The sequence below is a fragment of the Collinsella aerofaciens genome (genome assembly GCF_039752985.1).
Taxonomy (GTDB): Bacteria; Actinomycetota; Coriobacteriia; order Coriobacteriales; family Coriobacteriaceae; genus Collinsella; species Collinsella aerofaciens_BT.
The window spans coordinates 2,809-20,141 of the sequence record NZ_JBDMHA010000041.1 but is presented as its reverse complement, the minus strand read 5'-3'; the positions used below and the strand labels follow the sequence as shown (position 1 = coordinate 20,141).

Annotated in this window: 14 protein-coding genes; 3 read left to right on the top strand and 11 right to left on the bottom strand. The window is 60.0% G+C overall.

Annotation, left to right across the window (positions count from 1 at the left end):
- From ABHR76_RS06685 to arcC, 6 genes are all read right to left on the bottom strand, one after another.
- The coding region (locus ABHR76_RS06685) for a family 1 glycosylhydrolase (RefSeq protein ID WP_346977131.1) at positions 1-279 on the bottom strand (279 nt) is incomplete at its 3' end.
- A gap of 1 nt (position 280) precedes the next feature.
- Positions 281-1,630, bottom strand: a complete 1,350-nt coding sequence (locus ABHR76_RS06680; RefSeq protein WP_117776361.1) for a PTS sugar transporter subunit IIC — start codon at positions 1,628-1,630, stop codon at positions 281-283.
- Positions 1,631-1,639: 9 nt separating this feature from the next.
- Positions 1,640-1,933 (bottom strand): PTS sugar transporter subunit IIB, encoded by a 294-nt coding sequence (locus tag ABHR76_RS06675; protein WP_117648560.1) that lies wholly within the window; start codon positions 1,931-1,933, stop codon positions 1,640-1,642.
- Between the two features lie 46 nt (positions 1,934-1,979).
- Entirely contained in the window at positions 1,980-2,306 is a 327-nt protein-coding gene (locus ABHR76_RS06670) for a PTS lactose/cellobiose transporter subunit IIA (RefSeq protein WP_117648559.1), read from the bottom strand.
- A 119-nt stretch (positions 2,307-2,425) separates the two neighbouring features.
- Positions 2,426-4,321 (bottom strand): BglG family transcription antiterminator, encoded by a 1,896-nt coding sequence (locus ABHR76_RS06665; protein WP_346977130.1) that lies wholly within the window; start codon positions 4,319-4,321, stop codon positions 2,426-2,428.
- A 373-nt stretch (positions 4,322-4,694) separates the two neighbouring features.
- Positions 4,695-5,657, bottom strand: a complete 963-nt coding sequence (gene arcC, locus ABHR76_RS06660) for a carbamate kinase (protein ID WP_055310076.1) — start codon at positions 5,655-5,657, stop codon at positions 4,695-4,697.
- A 602-nt stretch (positions 5,658-6,259) separates the two neighbouring features.
- On the opposite strand from arcC, the gene ABHR76_RS06655 reads away from it, so the two are divergent.
- The 3 genes from ABHR76_RS06655 to ABHR76_RS06645 all read left to right on the top strand — a co-directional run bounded on the left by ABHR76_RS06655 (position 6,260) and on the right by ABHR76_RS06645 (position 8,806).
- Entirely contained in the window at positions 6,260-6,676 is a 417-nt protein-coding gene (locus ABHR76_RS06655) for a DUF3830 family protein (RefSeq protein ID WP_154518619.1), read from the top strand.
- A gap of 2 nt (positions 6,677-6,678) precedes the next feature.
- A complete protein-coding gene (locus ABHR76_RS06650; RefSeq protein WP_346977129.1) occupies positions 6,679-7,203 on the top strand; it encodes a hypothetical protein in 525 nt (174 codons plus the stop codon).
- Positions 7,204-7,474: 271 nt separating this feature from the next.
- The gene (locus ABHR76_RS06645; RefSeq protein ID WP_222846629.1) at positions 7,475-8,806 is read left to right on the top strand and encodes an ATP-binding protein; all 1,332 of its coding nucleotides are present in this window, start codon (positions 7,475-7,477) and stop codon (positions 8,804-8,806) included.
- Between the two features lie 283 nt (positions 8,807-9,089).
- On the opposite strand, the gene nifJ is transcribed toward ABHR76_RS06645, so the two are convergent.
- From nifJ to ABHR76_RS06620, 5 genes are all read right to left on the bottom strand, one after another.
- On the bottom strand, positions 9,090-12,629 hold the full coding sequence (gene nifJ, locus ABHR76_RS06640) for a pyruvate:ferredoxin (flavodoxin) oxidoreductase (RefSeq protein ID WP_346977128.1): 3,540 nt from the start codon (positions 12,627-12,629) through the stop codon (positions 9,090-9,092).
- Between the two features lie 479 nt (positions 12,630-13,108).
- Positions 13,109-14,047 (bottom strand): FHA domain-containing protein, encoded by a 939-nt coding sequence (locus tag ABHR76_RS06635; RefSeq protein WP_346977127.1) that lies wholly within the window; start codon positions 14,045-14,047, stop codon positions 13,109-13,111.
- Positions 14,048-14,050: 3 nt separating this feature from the next.
- Positions 14,051-15,892, bottom strand: a complete 1,842-nt coding sequence (locus ABHR76_RS06630; protein WP_346977126.1) for a serine/threonine protein kinase — start codon at positions 15,890-15,892, stop codon at positions 14,051-14,053.
- The gene (locus tag ABHR76_RS06625) at positions 15,889-16,791 is read right to left on the bottom strand and encodes a hypothetical protein (RefSeq protein WP_346964984.1); all 903 of its coding nucleotides are present in this window, start codon (positions 16,789-16,791) and stop codon (positions 15,889-15,891) included. The genes ABHR76_RS06630 and ABHR76_RS06625 overlap by 4 nt, the downstream gene beginning before the upstream one ends.
- A gap of 243 nt (positions 16,792-17,034) precedes the next feature.
- Positions 17,035-17,333, bottom strand: a 299-nt coding sequence (locus ABHR76_RS06620; RefSeq protein ID WP_346977125.1) for a toprim domain-containing protein, incomplete at its 5' end; no start/stop codon positions are given.

Below are 17,333 nucleotides of genomic sequence, written 5' to 3'. Positions count from 1 at the left end.
CTTAAAGCCCATCTCGGCAAAGAGCTCGACATCCTCGTGCCAATGATGGAAGAAGTCGTTGCCCCAGCGGCATGGATACAGCCTGTCCGGATCGTCCACGGGCTTTTGCCTGCCAAACATTACATCCCAGCGGTCGGAACCCTGTGGGATCAGGTCGGAGTGCGACATGCCGCGGCCGCCCTCGTTCCAGCCCCCTTCGGCCTGGTTGGCGGCGAGGGCACCACCCCACAAAAAGCCCTCGGGCATACCGGCGGCAGACGTTCTGTCAAAGTAACTCATGCTACTCAGCATCCTCGGCAGAAGCTGCCGCGGCGTTCTCCTGCTCCTGAGCCAGGAGCTGGTTATCGTACACCTTAAAGAACGGGTACCAGACCACAGCCATGACCACGATCAAAACGATCGTAAACACCCAGATGCGCGGGTCGAGGCACTGGACAAAGCCCTGAACGAAGATGGGGAACGTGCCGCTCACCAAGATGTAGAAGTTAGAGACAAGACCCAGTGAGACCGCACCCCAATACAGCAGGGCCGAGATCATGCCGCCTAGCACAAACGGAATCATGAGGATCGGGTTGAAGATGATGGGCGCGCCGAAGATCGCGGGCTCGGAGATACGGAAGAAGCTCGGCACGATCGATGCCCTGCCAAATGCCTTGAGCTGCTGCGACTTTGCCCTAAACGCGCAGAGCGCCACAAAAGAGAACGTATTACCCGTGCCGCCGATGAGGTTGATGGCCAACGACATGAGCACCGGGTGGAACTCAAGCGGCTGCCCGGCAGCATAGAGCGAGGCGTTGGCGGCAAAGGCGGCAAGCGAGACCGGGGCGGTGATGGGCATTACGATCATGTTGCCGTGGACGCCAAAGCACCAAAACAGCAGCGTCATGAAGCAGATAAGCAGTGCGCCGGGCACAGAGTCAACTGCGACGGAAAGCGGGGCAGCGAGCAGCTTCTCGATAACCGAGGGGATGGACAGCGCGGGATCGATCATCTGGATCAGCAGGTTGCCGCCAAAGAAGATGAGGATGTTGGCGAGCATAGGTACGATGGCGCCAAAGGTTTCGGACAAAAACGGCGGCACGCCATCGGGCATCTTGATGGTGATGCCCTTGGTCTGGCAGAAGCGCGTGACCTCGACGGAGACCAAGGCAACGATGATGGCGGTAAACAGGCCCTGCGCACCCAGATAGGTGCAGGGGACCGCCTGGAGCACGGACTCGTCAGCAAGCTGGTAGTAGGACGACGGCGCCGCGGCGATCAGGAACATCACCAGCGAGGTCATGCCGGCGTTAAGCTTGGGCATCTTGTAGGTGCCCGCCAGGTTATAGGCGATTGCGAACGTCACGATCACCGACAGTATGCCCATCGTCATATTGAAGGGGATGAGCAGCGTGAGCTTATTGGCCGTCGCAAAATCGAGCCAAGGGCCAAAGACGGACCAGAACCCGCCCTGCGCCACCAGGTCGGCCGTGACCGGCGGGTTGGCGAGGATCATAAAGACGGCAGATACCAAGATGAAGCTGATCGCGCTCATAAAGCCCTTTTGCATGGAGGCAAAGTGGCGCTCGGTGCCGCAGAAATTGGCGATAGGGGTCAGTTTTTCCTGAAGCAGGGTCATGAACTTCTCCATGGTCGCCTCCTAACCCAACAGCGACTGGGCGAGTGCCAGCACGTTGGCGGCGTTGCCCATGCCGTAGTCCTGTGCGGGGATGACCGCGGTCGGCTTACCGCTCCCCTGCTTGACGGTGTTGAGCTGGTAGGACACCTGCGGCCCCAAGAGCAGCACGTCATAATTGGCGCACGTCTCCTGATACTCGCCGATACCCACCGCATCGATATCGAGCTCGATGCCGTTTTGCTCCGCATATTTCTCGAGTTTCTTCATCAGAATGCTTGTAGACAGACCAGCTGCGCAAACAAGAAGGATCTTCATAAGGGATTCCCTTCGCATTGATTGGTTGGATAGTCACCGCACGCCGCTAGGCGTTCTTGGTTGCAGTGCACTCATACAGGCAGATCAGCTCCTGCACGAGCTCCTGAGCAAGCATGGAGCACATGAGGTGGTCCTGAGCATGGACCAGCAACACATCCACCGACAGATGCTCGCCCGCTGCCTCAGTCGAAAGCAGCTGCGTTTGGATGTGGTGAGCCTTGATTCCCGCATCCTTTGACTGCTTCATGAGTTTGGCGGCGGCGTCAAAATCCCCCGCTTTTGCCTTTTCAAGGGCTTCGAAGGCAAGGCTGCGTGCCTCTCCCGCTGCAGCGACCAGCTGAAACGAAACCATCTCGGTTCCCTGATCGTCCATAACGGTCTCCTCTCCCGTGATGTTTGGTTTGTACTTGAATATTCGAAACGCCTATCTCCCGCCCGCAATCCTCGAGGTTTATTGCAGGTAGACAGACAGGGTTATCGACAAAAGAAGTCTTAAGCCGTATGCGCTTGCACAAGCGCCATCAGCTCATGCCAGGACCGGCGCTCGCGTAGGCGCTCGACCCCCTGGCGGTCCATAAAGATCTCGGCGAGCAGTGAGCTCAAGATCCGCGCCTCATCGCCGCCCGACCGGGCAAACGACACCATAAAGACGATATCGACCTCATGGCCGTATTCGTCCCAAAGAATGGGGTGTTCGAGCAGGCCCACGGTAACAAAGGCCTCGGCGCTCAAGGGATGCATCCCATGGGGCATGGCTACCCCATTGCCAAACGAGGTGGCACTCGCGCTCTCGCGCTCGGCGACCTCTTGGGCAAACTGGGCATCGACACGGCCGCTCTCGACGGCGCGCTCGGAGAGATATCGGAGAACGGCCTGCTTCGACGACGCCTCAACGCGGTTGAAGAACAGGGCACGGCTAAAGAAAGAGCTTACGGAGTCCGATTGCGCAGTGTCGTCGCTCAGCACCTTGCGGATAGCGTTGACATCGCTCGTCTCCAAGAAGAAATCGGCCTCGCGGACGGGCACGGGCAACTTGACGTTGAGCGGCACCGTTGTGAACACGTAGTCGATGTGCGAAAAATCGAACGTTCCCACGCGGGCGACATCGCATGTCTCAATCGAATCGATATACATGCCAAACTGCTTGCGGTACTGGTGCTCGAGCATACGGGCGCTTCCCGCTCCCGAGGCGCACACGATCAGGATGCGCTTGCGACGCGGCTGGTCGGCTTGCTGCTCGAGGGCCAGGGCAAATGCCATGGCGATGTAGCCGAGCTCTTCATCAGAGGGCTGGCTGCCAAAATGGCGCTCGAGTACCTGCGAGGTGCCAGCTGCCATCGAATAGGCCAACGGAAACCTCGTCTTGATATCGGGCAGCATGGGGTTATCCATATGCATGTGATATTCAAGGCGATAGCCCAGAGGGCCGATATGCCGAGCAAGGTTCATGCGAAGTTCAAGATCGCCGCTAAAGTCAAACCTAAACTCATCGTTGACCGCACGTACCATCTCGGAAGCAATCTCCCACATCTCGTCCGAGATAACGGCAGAGCCCTTCTCGGGCACGCCCGTGCCCCTGCCGAGCAAATGGATTGCGATAAAGGCAACCTCTTCTCGGGGCATGCTCACGCCCAGGGCATCCTTGATGTTTGCGGCAATCTGGAAAGCCGCGGCGTATTCGCGCGTTCCCTCCAGTTTTTGAACGTCCGATTCTGCAGCTGGGACATAGCAGCCCTGCTCGATGCGGCCAAGAGCAATGTAAAGATGCATGATGAGATTGCGGGATGCCAGCGAGCTCACCGTGACGGGCGAGGCCGTCAGGGCATCGTCCACACATGCGGCGATGGCCCGCAGGCGCTCGGCGAGCTTTGCATCGTCGGTGTCGGGCAACACGGGCCTCACCAGCGAGGCCAGGCACAGGCGCCGTTGCGACTCCCCGCCCGCAACGCGGATTCCGTAGCGTGGGCGCTTTTCGAGCGTTAAGTCAAATTGGGCGAGTTTCTGCTCTACCAGACGCATGTCATTGGACAGAGTTCGCGCCGAAACGTAGAGTAAATCCGCATACTCCTCAATCGTCACCCACTGGGACCGCATGAGGAGGTCGTTAAGAAGGAAGGACACACGGCCGTCGCGCGTATCAGGAATGCCCGGATGGGCCAGAGCCGCACCGTCTAGCAAGCGAGCAAGCTCATCTGCATGTGTAACATCGATACGATATTGCCCTTTGCTGCCAACGATGCGTGCAACCCCCGCAAGATTGTCGTTTGCGCGATGGATATAGTTTCTCACGGCGCGCTCGCTTACCTCGAGACGCTTGGCAAGCACCGCGACAGCGACAGGCTGAGCGTCCTCGATCATATTTACAAGCTGCTTGACGCGAGCATCCATGTCCTCCTCCTTTCCCTGCGTCTAGTCTAACGCGGTAAAGAATGACACTCCACGTCGCTCTCGTTCCGCCAACGCGGAACAGGTTGCGGGGAGTCCAGCTGAACTTATAGGGGGCACGGAGAGAGGGCCCGAAAGCAATGCGTCGGTGTGAGATGCGCTTTCCGCAGTCATTGGGGACAGATTTAAATTAGTAGTCATTGAGGACGTTCTTGTTTGACTAGTCGTTTAAGAACGTCCCCAATGACTACCCACCCATCGGGGACCAGGTGAATAGCAAAAGCCCCGCGGTCGGAGCGGGCCGCGGGGCTCATGAAGAGAGGCTAGTTTGTGGGCGTCTTGCCTGGCGCCCACGAGAGAGGCAATGGAGTAGAGGCTACTCGTGGATGCGGGTACCGGAGAGGCCGGCCATGGTCTCGGCGGCCTTGTCCAGGGCACCGATGATGCAGGTGCGGCCCTTGCGGGAACGGGCGAACTTGATGGCGGCGCGGACCTTGGGCTCCATGGAACCCTTGCCGAACTGGCCCTCGTCGGCCAGGCGCTCGGCCTCGTCGGCGGTGATGTCCTCGAGCTCCTCCTGGTTGGGCTTGCCAAAGTTGATGGCGACATGCTCAACGGCGGTCAGCAGGAACAGAACGTCGGCGTCGCAGTCCTCGGCCAGCAGCTCGCCGCCCAGGTCCTTGTCGATGACGGCGGGAACGCCCTTGTAGCAGCCCTTGTTCTCGTAGTCGCGGACGACGGGGATGCCGCCGCCACCGCAGGCGATGACGATGAACTCGTTGTCGAGCAGGTTGAGGATGGAGTCAGCCTCGACGATCTTCTTGGGATCGGGGGAAGCGACGACGCGACGCCAGCCGCGGCCGGAATCCTCGACGAAGACCTTGGAAGGATCCTCGGCCATGAACTCCTTGGCCTGCTCCTCGGTGTAGAAGGGGCCGATCGGCTTGGTCGGGTTCTTGAACGCGGGATCGTCCGGGTCGCACTCGATCTGGGTGACGACGGTTGCGGCGTGCCAACGCTTATAGCGCTTGTGCATCTCGCGGCCAATGCCCTGCTGCAGGTGATAGCCGATGTAGCCCTGGGACATGGCGCCGCACTCGGGCAGCGGCATCTCGGGGGTGCCGATGGCGTCGTGGGCAGCGGCGAAGGCGTTCTGGATCATGCCAACCTGCGGGCCGTTGCCGTGGGTGATGATGATCTCGTTGCCCTGCTCGATCAGGCCGAGGAGAGCGTGAGCGGTGTTGCTCACGGCCTCGATCTGCTCAACGGGGTTGTTGCCGAGGGCGTTGCCGCCAAGGGCGACGACGATACGATCGGGCTTGCCAAGAGGCTTAGACATTGCTGGAATCCTTTCTGTAAAAGGCCTACAACCCATTAATAACCCGCGCCCGTGCGATACGCGAGTTTATTAAGGTTTATATTCTCTTTATCGCTCATTTTATTCATTTTGAAAATAGTTGAACGGTGAACGGTCGCTTTTACCCGCTCAGCGTAAAGAAACCCAGCTCAAGCATATCTACGTCATTTACGTGCAACTTTATTTTAATAGAGCAGGGATTAGACCAGATTATGCAAACTATATCTTTGCTAAACATAAAACAGACAGCGCAAAATCTTACTCGCACTATACGAGATTCTATGCACTTATTGGACGAGTATGCAGCCCTGCAATAACATGGCGTTTTTCATCCAACTTAAGGAATAGACGAGCGCCCATACCGCGCGTCGGCCGGCAGCCGGCGAGCCGTCTCGTCGGTTGCCGCTTCCAGAAAATCAAAAACTGATATTGCGCGCGCAATTGCTGCATGGTACTTTAGCGAAGAACAGCGCGGGCTGGGGCGACAGAGATTTGTCGTGAAGTTTGGGTTCGGCGACCCCGCTGCTGTCTTCTCCTTATCCGCCAGCGAACCCCTTGAGCGACGGATTGAGGAGGTCCTTACTATGACAAAAATGCTCAAGATCACGCTGAATGGCGAGACGTTTCTCGCCGACATGCTCTGGGACAAGGCTCCCGAGGCATGCAAGCTGTTCGAATCATCCTGTCCAGTCGAGTCACGTATCTTTTCGGCCAAGATCTGCGATGCCGAGGTAACCTATCCTGTCTCGGGCCCCATCGCCAATTACGAGCACATCGAGAACCCCGTCTTTCACGAGCCAGCGGGCGCCGTGAGCTGGTATGGCGGATGGTCGTCAATCTGCATCTTCTTTGACGTGTGCGAGCCCTTTGGCACCTGCAACATGTTCGCCCGCATCTGCGAAGCCGACCGCGAGCGTTTTGCCGCCGCCTGCCGCAATGTCTGGGACAACCAGGGCATGTACATTAAAAACGAAATCGTCGAGATCGAAACGGAGGCCTAAAGATGATGGATATCAACAATCTGCTCACGCTCGACCTTGCCGAGTACACCACTGCACTTGAGGCCCTCGCCGATCAAATGATGCTCGAGGAACCGCGTGACATCGACTACATGCGCCGCCGCAAACTCGACACCGGCCGCGAATTCGCCGTCTGGAACTTCACCGTCGGTTACTGCATGAACGCCGCCGTCGCCCTCTCCCTCCTGCGAGCCCAGGCCAACGAAAACGCCAACGACGGCACCGCCGACCTCGCAACGATCAAAAACAGTGCCGCACGCCTGTGCGACTGGTTCTCGGGCGCCTTCGACGTCACCGGCAAAATGGATGACACCACGGCAATCCTCGCCCACAGCCGCGACCTCTACGCCCAGGTAGAGACTCACGAACAGTTTGCAGCCCTCACCCGCGCCACCGAGCGCTATCTGGTCCAGCTCCAATTTTGGGTTGATCACCAGATTCCCTGGCCGGCCATCAGCGACCTCGTCCACGGCTACCGCCTACGCACGGAGTCCGGCGAGACAAGGTAACCAAGCAAGCAGCACCGACAACACCCCACCATCGGGATCCAAAGTAAGAATCAGAGGGCTGGAGACGCACCCAACAGCGTCCCCAGCCCCTTCGCAAAGTAGAGCACTGTTTCAGTGGCTTTGAGGCCTATTCGAACCTTTGCTATCTCCCAATTTTTGTATATTTACGACAATATTATCTGCCAATTTTTGTATGATTTTAGGCGATTCTATCTGTTAATTTTTGTCATTTGGGGGTTTAATGCTACGCCGTAAGGTCACTGATAGGCTTTTGAGCTGGAAGAATAACTCCAATAAGGCATTACTCGTTACTGGTGCGCGTCAGATTGGCAAGAGCTATGCGATTCGCGCGTTTGGAAAAAGCAACTACGCGTCGTATTTTGAGGTCAATTTACTACTCGATGTCGAAGCAAGGAATGCACTTGTTGGCGCAAAGAACTCCGTTGACTTTATCAACCGCGTAGCCCTTCTTGCGGATGCGCCGCTTGTTGAGGGCGATACGCTTGTCTTTGTCGATGAGATTCAGGAGTATCCGCAGATCGTTACACTCATGAAGGCGTTGGTCGAGGATGGGCGCTTTAGCTATGTCTTCTCGGGGTCTATGCTTGGGACTGAGTTTAAGGGGATCTCTTCTTTTCCGGTGGGGTATGTAGAGCACATTGTTATGCGCCCGATGGATTTTGAAGAGTTTTGTTGGGCAAACAGCGTCAGCGAGAATGTGCTTGCAGGCATTCGCAGCTGCCTTGTCGAGAAACATCCTGTCGAAAACTATATTCATGAGGCGATGCTCAAGAACTATAGAGCTTATATCGTTTGCGGCGGCATGCCGGAGGTCGTTCAGAATTATATTGATTCGGGTTATTCGCTCGTGAGCACACGTGAGCTTCAAACTCAGCTGGTCGATCAGTACAAAAGCGATATCTCAAAATATGCATCGACTCGAGCGTTTAACGTTCGGTCGATTTTTGAGCAAATTCCCGTTCAGCTTGAGGCGGAGTCTCATCGCTTTGTTGTTTCGTCTCTGGGTGAGGGAGCTCGCCTTAAAAAATATGAGCAGGATTTCCTGTGGCTTGTTAACGCAGGTGTTGGATTGATGGTCGCCAGGGTGACGGAGCCACGGAGTCCTCTCAAGAGGACGGAGAAAACGACAGCCTTCAAACTATACGAGTCTGATACAGGCATGCTCGCATCGCGATACCCTGGCAGCACTGCACGCGCTGTCTATCTTGATATGAAAACTCCCAACCTTGGTGGTCTCTATGAGAACGTGGTCGCGCAGGAACTCGTTGCCCTCGGGGCGGATGCATGGTACTACCAAACGCGTGAGGTCGGTGAAGTTGACTTTGTGATCGAAGGCGTCCACGGTCATGTTGTCCCAATCGAGGTCAAATCGGGCAAGAAAGTTCGAGCGCATGCGGCCCTCGATCGTCTGATGAGTGTGGGCGAGTACAAAATTCCCGAGGCCGTTGTACTGAGCCACGAGAATCTCAGCAAAGAGGGCAAGGTTCTGTACGTTCCAATCTACATGACGTTTTGTCTCGATGAGTTTATGGAAAAGGATGACCCCAATAACGATTTCTCGTTCGCGCCCATATCTCTCTAGCCATTTGAATCCGCAATCCAGCCACGCCCTCCATCCATCCCCAAAGTGGCGCGAGCTTTCGCGGCAAAGCCGCGAAACAGCGACCGGGACAAAAGGCCCCCACAGCCACGTCCTTCATCAGCCCACACAATCCGAGGACGTAGTCGTAGCAGGATCTGAGGGCTGACCTTCGCGGACACTCCGCAGGACGAAAGAACCCCCGCCGCACGTAGTGCGCAGCGGGGGTTCTTTCATGTCCGAGGACGTCCGCGAAGGTCAGCCCTCAGATCCTGCGGTGGGAGACCTAGGCCTCGTTGTACACCGTCTTGAGCTTCAGCAGGTGAGCATAGCGGTCCATAGCGGCCTGCTCGTTCTCCTTGAAGAGCTCCTCGGCGCGCTCGGGGAAGGAACGCGTCAGCGAAGCGTAACGGGCCTCGTTCATCAGGAACTCCTGATAACCGCCCGCGGGCTCCTTGGAATCGAGCGAGAACTTCTTGCCGGCAGCAGCCTCGGGGTTGAAGCGGAAGAGGTTCCAGTAACCGCACTCGACAGCCTTCTTCATCTCGGCCTGGCAGTTCTGCATGCCGCCCTTCTTGATGGAGTGCATCTCGCAGGGGCTGTAGCCGATGATGAGGGACGGGCCGTCGTAGGCCTCGGCCTCGTGAATGGCCTTGAGGGTCTGAGCCGGGTTGGCGCCCATGGCGACCTGCGCCACGTAGACGTAGCCATAGCTCATGGCAATCTCGGCCAGAGACTTCTTCTTGGTCACCTTACCGGCAGCGGCGAACTGAGCGACCTGGCCCAGGTTCGAGGCCTTAGAGGCCTGACCACCGGTGTTGGAGTAAACCTCGGTGTCGAAGACGAAGACGTTGACGTTGTGGCCGGAAGCCAGGACGTGGTCCAGGCCACCGAAGCCGATGTCGTAGGCCCAGCCGTCGCCGCCGAAGATCCAGAAGGACTTCTTGGTGAGGTAAGCCTTGTCGGCGAGAATCGCCTTGGAAGCGTCGCAGCCGCACTTCTCGAGCTCGGCAACGTAGGCAGCGGCAGCGGTCTTGGAGGCCTCAGCGTCGTTGACAGAGTCGATCCAAGCCTGGCCGGCAGCCTTGAGCTCATCGGACGGACCATCGGCAGCGATGATGTCCTGGGTAGCGGCGATCAGCTTCTTCTGGACGGCCTCGTAACCGACGGCCATGCCCAGACCGTGCTCGGCATTGTCCTCGAACAGGGAGTTGTTCCACGCCGGGCCGTGACCGTCCTTGTCCTTGCAGTAAGGAGCGGTGGCAGCGGGGTTGCCCCAAATGGAGGAGCAGCCGGTGGCGTTGGAGATGAACATGCGGTCGCCGGCGACCTGGGTCACCAGACGTGCATAGGCGGTCTCGGCGCAGCCGGCGCAGGAGCCAGAGAACTCCAGGTAGGGCTGCTTAAACTGGCTGCCCTTGACGTTGGCCGCGATGAGCTCCTTCTTCTCGGAGACGTTCTCGACCATATAGTCCCAAACGGGCTGCTGATCCATCTCCTGCTCGGTGGGAACCATCTCGAGGGCGCCCTTGGGGCAGACCTTGACGCAGTTGGTGCAGCCCATGCAGTCGAGCGGGGACACGGCCATGGTGAACTTCATGCCCTTGGCCTTGGGGCCCATGGCGTCGAGCGTGCGGGTAGCCTCGGGCGCGGCGGCAGCCTCGTCCTCGGTCATCGCGAACGGACGGATGGTGGCATGCGGGCACACATAGGCGCACTGGTTGCACTGGATGCACTTGGTCTCGTCCCAGTGAGGAACGACCACGGCGACGCCGCGCTTCTCGTATGCAGAGGCGCCCAGCTCAAACTGGCCGTCGGCACAATCGACGAAGGCGGAAACAGGCAGGCTGTCGCCATCCATGCGATCGATGGGCTCGAGCAGGTTCTTGACCTGCTGGGCGATGGCGGACTTGGTCTCCTCGGAGAGCTCGACGGGAGCGGCATCCTCGGCGGTAGCCCAGTCGGCCGGAACCTCGAACTTACGGAAGGCGGTAGCGCCGGCATCGATGGCCTTGTGGTTGGCGTCGACGATGGCCTGGCCCTTCTTCATGTAGGACTTGGTTGCCGCGTCCTTCATGTACTGCAGGGCGTCCTCGGCGGGCAGGACCTTGGCCAGCGCGAAGAAGGCGGACTGGAGCACCGTGTTGGTGCGCTTGCCCATGCCGACCTTGGCGGCCAGGTCGATAGCGTCGATCAGGTAGACGTTGACGTTGTTGTTCGCGATGTAGCGCTTGGCCACGGCGGGCATGTGCTCGGCGAACTCCTCGTCGCTCCACTGGCAGTTGACCAGGAAGGTGCCGCCCGGCTTGACGTCGCGGACCATCTTGAAGCCCTTAACGATGTAGCTGGGGTTGTGGCAAGCGACAAAGTCGGCCTTGGTCACGTAGTACGGCGAACGGATCGGGGAATCACCAAAGCGCAGGTGCGAGACGGTGACGCCGCCGGTCTTCTTGGAGTCGTACTGGAAGTAGGCCTGAACGTACTTGTCGGTGTGGTCGCCGATGATCTTAATCGAGTTCTTGTTGGCGCCGACGGTACCGTCGCCACCCAGACCCCAGAACTTGCACTCGATGGTGCCGGGGGCTGCGGTGTTGGGCGCATCCTCGGCCTCGGGCAGGCTCAGGTTGGTCACGTCATCGACGATGCCGATGGTGAACTCGCGCTTGGGCTCGTCCTTCTTGAGCTCCTCGAAGACAGCGAACGCGGACGCGGGAGGCGTGTCCTTGCTGCCCAGGCCGTAACGGCCGCCGACGACCTTGATGCCCGTCTTGCCGGCCTCGTAGAGAGCGGAGACGACGTCCTGGTAGAGCGGCTCGCCGATGGAACCCGGCTCCTTGGTGCGGTCCATAACTGCAATCTTCTTGACGGTCTCGGGGAGAACGTCGACAAAGTGCTTGATGGAGAACGGACGGAACAGGCGGACCTTGACCAGGCCGACCTTCTCGCCGTGAGCGTTGAGGTAGTCGATGACTTCCTCGAGCACGTCGCAGAAGGAGCCCATGCACACGACGACACGATCGGCATCGGGAGCGCCGTAGTAGTTGAATAGGCCGTAATCGGTGCCGAGCTTCTCGTTGATCTTCTTCATGTAGCCCTCGACGACGGCGGGAAGCTCGTCGTAGACCTTGTTGCAGGCCTCGCGGTTCTGGAAGAAGATGTCACCGTTCTCGTGGCTGCCGCGGGTGTGCGGGTGCTCAGGGTTGAGCGCGTGGTCGCGGAAAGCCTGGACGGCGTCCATGTCGCACATCTCGGCAAGATCCTTGTAGTCCCACATGGCGACCTTCTGGATCTCGTGGCTAGTGCGGAAGCCGTCGAAGAAGTTAAGGAACGGGGTCTTGCCCTCGATGGCGGCAAGGTGAGCCACCGGCGAGAGATCCATGACCTCCTGGACGTTGCCCTCGGCGAGCATGGCGAAGCCGGTCTGACGGCAGGCCATGACGTCGGAGTGATCACCGAAGATGTTCAGGGCGTGCGAAGCGACGCAACGCGCGGAGACGTGGAAAACGCCCGGGAGCTGCTCTCCTGCGATCTTGTACATGTTCGGGATCATCAGGAGCAGACCCTGAGAAGCCGTGTAGGTGGTGGTCAGAGCACCGGCGCCCAGCGAACCGTGAACGGTACCGGCTGCACCTGCCTCGGACTCCATCTCGACGACCTTGACCGGGGTGCCGAAGATGTTCTTGCGACCCTGGGCCGCCCACTGGTCGACATGGTCGGCCATCGGGCTGGACGGCGTAATGGGATAAATTCCCGCTACCTCGGTGTACGCATACGAAACATATGCGGCCGCCTCGTTGCCGTCCATAGACTTAAACTTACGCGCCATATACCCCTCTCCTCTCATATAGGTATACAGGCCCCGGCGCTCGCCGGGATGTTGGCGTGATGGGATTTTCGTTGTTGCTTCCGATCATCTGACAGGCGGACTCAGCGGCAGGTACATGGCGTGGAGAGAAGGCATGCCGAGGCGAGGAGAGCTGCACGCGCTCCACAGGCCCAGCTACCCGTCTTGCACATGACCGAGCGCCGCAAAGACCGCATGCCGGATGCTCCCGGGCACGCCCCGGCGATGGGAAGCGCCCGCAACGGAAATCCGCATGCGGGTTTATTGTACCCCGCCGTCAGGCCATATTTCGGCAAATATAGGTGGGCGGTAAAGGTTTACCTCGGGTGACTATTGTGCGCCCGGCACCGACGGACACAGTCCCCTGGAACCCCACAGCAGTTGCGGTGAAATAGGGACTGTTTTTGCCGTTAACGGCCTTAATCAGTCCCTATTTCACCGCAACTCATTGGGGGGATGAGCTAGAGGGCGCCGAGGAGGATGGCGTAGGTGGTGGATTCGCCGAGTTTGAGCTCGTCACCGGGGCTGAGCCGGGCGGAGCGGCCGGGCTCTACTTGAATACACACGCTCGTGGCCCCGTTTACCACCACGGTGCCGTTCGTGGACGACAGGTCCTCGACAAACCATGTGCCAGAATCGTCGCACCAGATATGGGCATGGCAGGCCGAGACGTCGTCACCGACATCGGTGATGTCGCCCTCCCCCGTTGCCAGCGCGCCGATCTCGACGCCCTCCTCACTCGGCTGAATCCAGCGCGGGGCGCTCACCACGTAGCCGTTTTGCACGCGCAGCAGTCCCAGCGGATGCGCCGGCGCGACCTCGTGCTCGCCCGCGACCGAAGATGTGCTCAGCGAGCGTGGCGTCGACGTGGCGCCGCCACAGGTCGCATGAGCGTAGTCGATGGCATAGGTCACCGACGAGCGGACATCTGCCGAGCAACCCACGGCGACAAACAGCACCAGGATGGCCTCGGCGCGCTCGGCGGGCATGAGTTCAGCCGCCTGCGACAGGCGCTCGAGCGCATTGCGATAGAGATTCGTGTCCTGGTGGCATTCCTCGAGTGCCCGCACCATGGGCTCGCCAGCGGGGCCGCACACCATATTGGTCACGGCCGCGGCGTCCATGGGGTTGCGACGGCGCAGGGCCAGCTGCGACATAATGCGCGCGGCCGAGGTGCCGTAATCGGCAAAATAACGTTCCTGCAGCGTGCCGACCGGCGCGCGCACGATAAAGCGCGAAACCCAGGAGCGATCGGCGGCACGGCTCTGCGGACTACGGCCGTCGGCGAGCGGGCGACTCGAGAGCACCAAGCCGCACAGTTCGATATGGCTCAGGTGCGCTGCGCGCTTAAAGATGTCAAACATTGCCCCGCACGGGGTGAGCTCAGCTTGAGAAGCCATGGCTTAGCCCTCCTTGGTCGCAGAGATGGTGTCGGATACTTCGGCCGGCCCGCCAAAGGCGCGGGCAGCCGCGGCTCCGCCGGCAAGCGGCGTCGCCATGGGAATTTTCGCACGTCGTGCTGACACGACGGGAAACTCAAAGGCAAACCCCATCGCCAGCAAAAACCACGTGAGCGCATAGGTTGCAATTATGGCGGCCACCAGGCCACCCGCCACGGCATGCTGGGAAAACACAGCGCATGCGAGTGCGGCCAGAGCCGGCACCTCGCAGGCGGAAAGGGCCAACACGCCCTGCAGGAATCCCGCACGGCGGTCGCGCGCCAAGGCCCCGGCAGCGATGCCCACCATGCCCGGCAGCGCCAACGCCAGCACAGCGACGATGCCTGGCAACTTTCCGGACCACATAAGAGGCCCCGCGGCAATCGTCACATGGGCGCCCGACGCCAACAGCGCCGCCGATACCACGACCACAGTCCAAAGCACGCCGCTTGCCGCCGTCGCACCAACCATCGCCGCACGCCGGGCTGTGTGCCCCGATGCCTCCATCGGGCACGGCATGAGCGGCTCGGCGCGAAGCGAGCGGGCGACATTTTGCGCATAGTGGTCGCAAAATGCCGAGAGCGCCGCCTCCACCGCAGCCGGCTCGGGACGATCTTCCTGATGGCAGGACAGGCAGGCCATCAACACATCGAACAGCTGAGCGTCGACAAACGCCAACGCATCGCGCAGATCCTCGGAATTTGGATCGAGCCCCAGCTGCTGAGCCTGTTCGGCCGCGGCAAGTGCCACATCGGGCTCGCGTCGCAGCAGTTGCGTCAAGTCGCAGCCGGGCGCGTGGGCGCCGACGGGATAATCGGGCAGCGTATCCATCTTGAGGCGATAGGGGCTGGCGATATCTCGTGTCTTTTTGCGCGAGCCCGAAGTACCCGACGCACCCGGCGCCACTTCGTACGGCGCGACACCGGCGATGAGCTCGTAGACCGTACTCGCCGCTGCATAGACATCGATCGCCGGCGACATGCGAAGCATGCGCAGGTCGGGGATATCGTCGGTGAGCATCTCGGGCGGGGCGTAGGCCACCGTCGCGCGGCGCAACGTGGCATAGCGCTCGGTAAACGACGCCTTGCCGCCGGTGCCGGCCACCGCAGAGGCGGGCTCGAGCGCCAGCGACGAGCCAAAGTCGATCAAGCACAGGTCGAAGGTGCCTTCGGCAAGCTGTCGGTCGAGCGGCAGGCGCGCCGTGCGCACCATTATATTAGCGGGCGAGATATCACGATGGACGAACCCCTCGCCTACCAAGCTCATGCGGCAGAGCAGATCGAACAGGTCGCGACCCAGGCGCGCCGCCACGAGCGGCGACAGACGCCCGGCATCATCTACGGCAAAGCGCGAGCGCAGGCGGGCGAGCGTCTCGCCCTCGACCCACTCCATGACAATCGCGGGCACGCCGTCGACCTCGCCCCACCCGTATAAGCGGGGAAAGCCCTTAAGGCCCGAAAGGGCACGATGGCATTCATATTCCTCGCGAAACGCCGCCTTGAACTTGGCGACCAGCGCCTCGTGGGCGACATCGTCATCAAATTCGTCGCGCGTTGGCAAGATGAGCTGCTTGAGCGCCACGGCCTCGCCCTGCGCGTTAACGGCACGCGTCACACGGCCGATACCGCCGCGGCGCATGGTGGCGTCATCGGCAAACAGCATCGTAAAACGGCGCAGGTAGGCGGGAAGCTCGTCCGTGCCCAGGGCGACGGCCGGCTCAAACCCGTCGACGCGCGCCAGGCGCAAGCCCACCATGGGATCACGGTTGAGCGACTGGGCTACCGTAGAAGCGAGGCCGTTCGTCATAGGGCGATCGCCGCCACATTGGTGTTGAAGTTGTTGAGCGCGACGTCGTCGTTGCCGTAGTGCCCAACCCATTGGCACAGGTTGGTATAGCAGCCCCACAGATTGGCATACTGCCGATACCACTTAGATTTGGTCGAGAACCTTTGTCGACCGAACTCGGCACGGATAACAAACATGTCATTCGCCAGGGTGTCGCACGGTCCGGTATCGCCCGTGGCGTTATAGGTCGACACCACGCTATTGGCGCGGGCGACATAGCCATCGAGCATATTGTATTTGGTCACGAGCCAGCTGTGGATACTCTCTTCCTCGGCAGCCGAGAGACCACCCGAGCCCGCGTCCCCGCCGGTACCGCCGTCCGTCGAGCCATCACCCGAAGATCCACCGCCAGAGGCGGAGCCCGAACCGGAACCGCCGCCCGACGAATCGGAGCTGGAGCCAGACGAACCCGAACCGCCGGGCTTGCCTGTCTGTTGGGCGTCCTGCCCCTTCTGCTGCTCGGCCTTATTTATGACAGATGCCACACTGTTGTTGGAAAGCTTCGTGATGATCTTGGTGTTGGTGAGCACGATGGTCTTGCCGTTTGCCAGCGTAACCTCGTTGTCCGATGTTTCGGGACTGTCCGCATCGTCGCCACCGAACACAACGTGCGAGACCACACTCGCCCACGTATATCCGGCTGTCGTTCCCAAGTCGCTTTTGGCCTTGCGCCCAATATGCAGCTCACGCGCAGCATGCGCCTGCACCATGGACGGCACCGTCATGCCATAAGCCGAAACACCGGCTATGACCAGCACGAGCGAGCAAGACAGCAGCACACACGCCCGAGGTGCCAGGCCCAGCCGGCGTCGCATGCGCACCGCGGCGCCATGCTTTGTCTGAGTGCCCCCGGGCCGCATGCGATCTCCTCCAACAAAAACACGCCGCTTAAAAGCGGCGCATTCTTTCACATCCACATTTGAGTGTATCAGCGAACCCAAAAGGTTGTGCAACGAATGGGCAAATACGAGGTGCGACCGGACCCATCCACGCGATAAGCGGATGAAAAGCAGGTTTGTTGCACAACAAATGTATGAACGCGCACCCAATTATGAGCGCCCCGTGCGGCAGGCCGACGGGACATGCCGCGGAGCTGACGCCGCTTAGATCGCGCGGCGGGCCTCGATAGCGCGGCCAAGCGTAAGCTCGTCGGCATACTCCAAGTCGCCGCCCACGGGAAGGCCGCTCGCAAGACGCGATACCTCAACGCCCAATGGCTTGATGGTGCGAGCAAGGTAGCTCGCCGTGGTCTCGCCCTCAATGTTGGGGTTGGTGGCGATAATGACCTCGTGGATGTCCTCGTGGCCCAGGCGCGCCAGCAGCTCGCGGATATGCAGCTGCTCGGGGCCGATCTTGTCCATGGGGCTGATCACGCCGCCCAGCACATGGTACAGGCCATGGT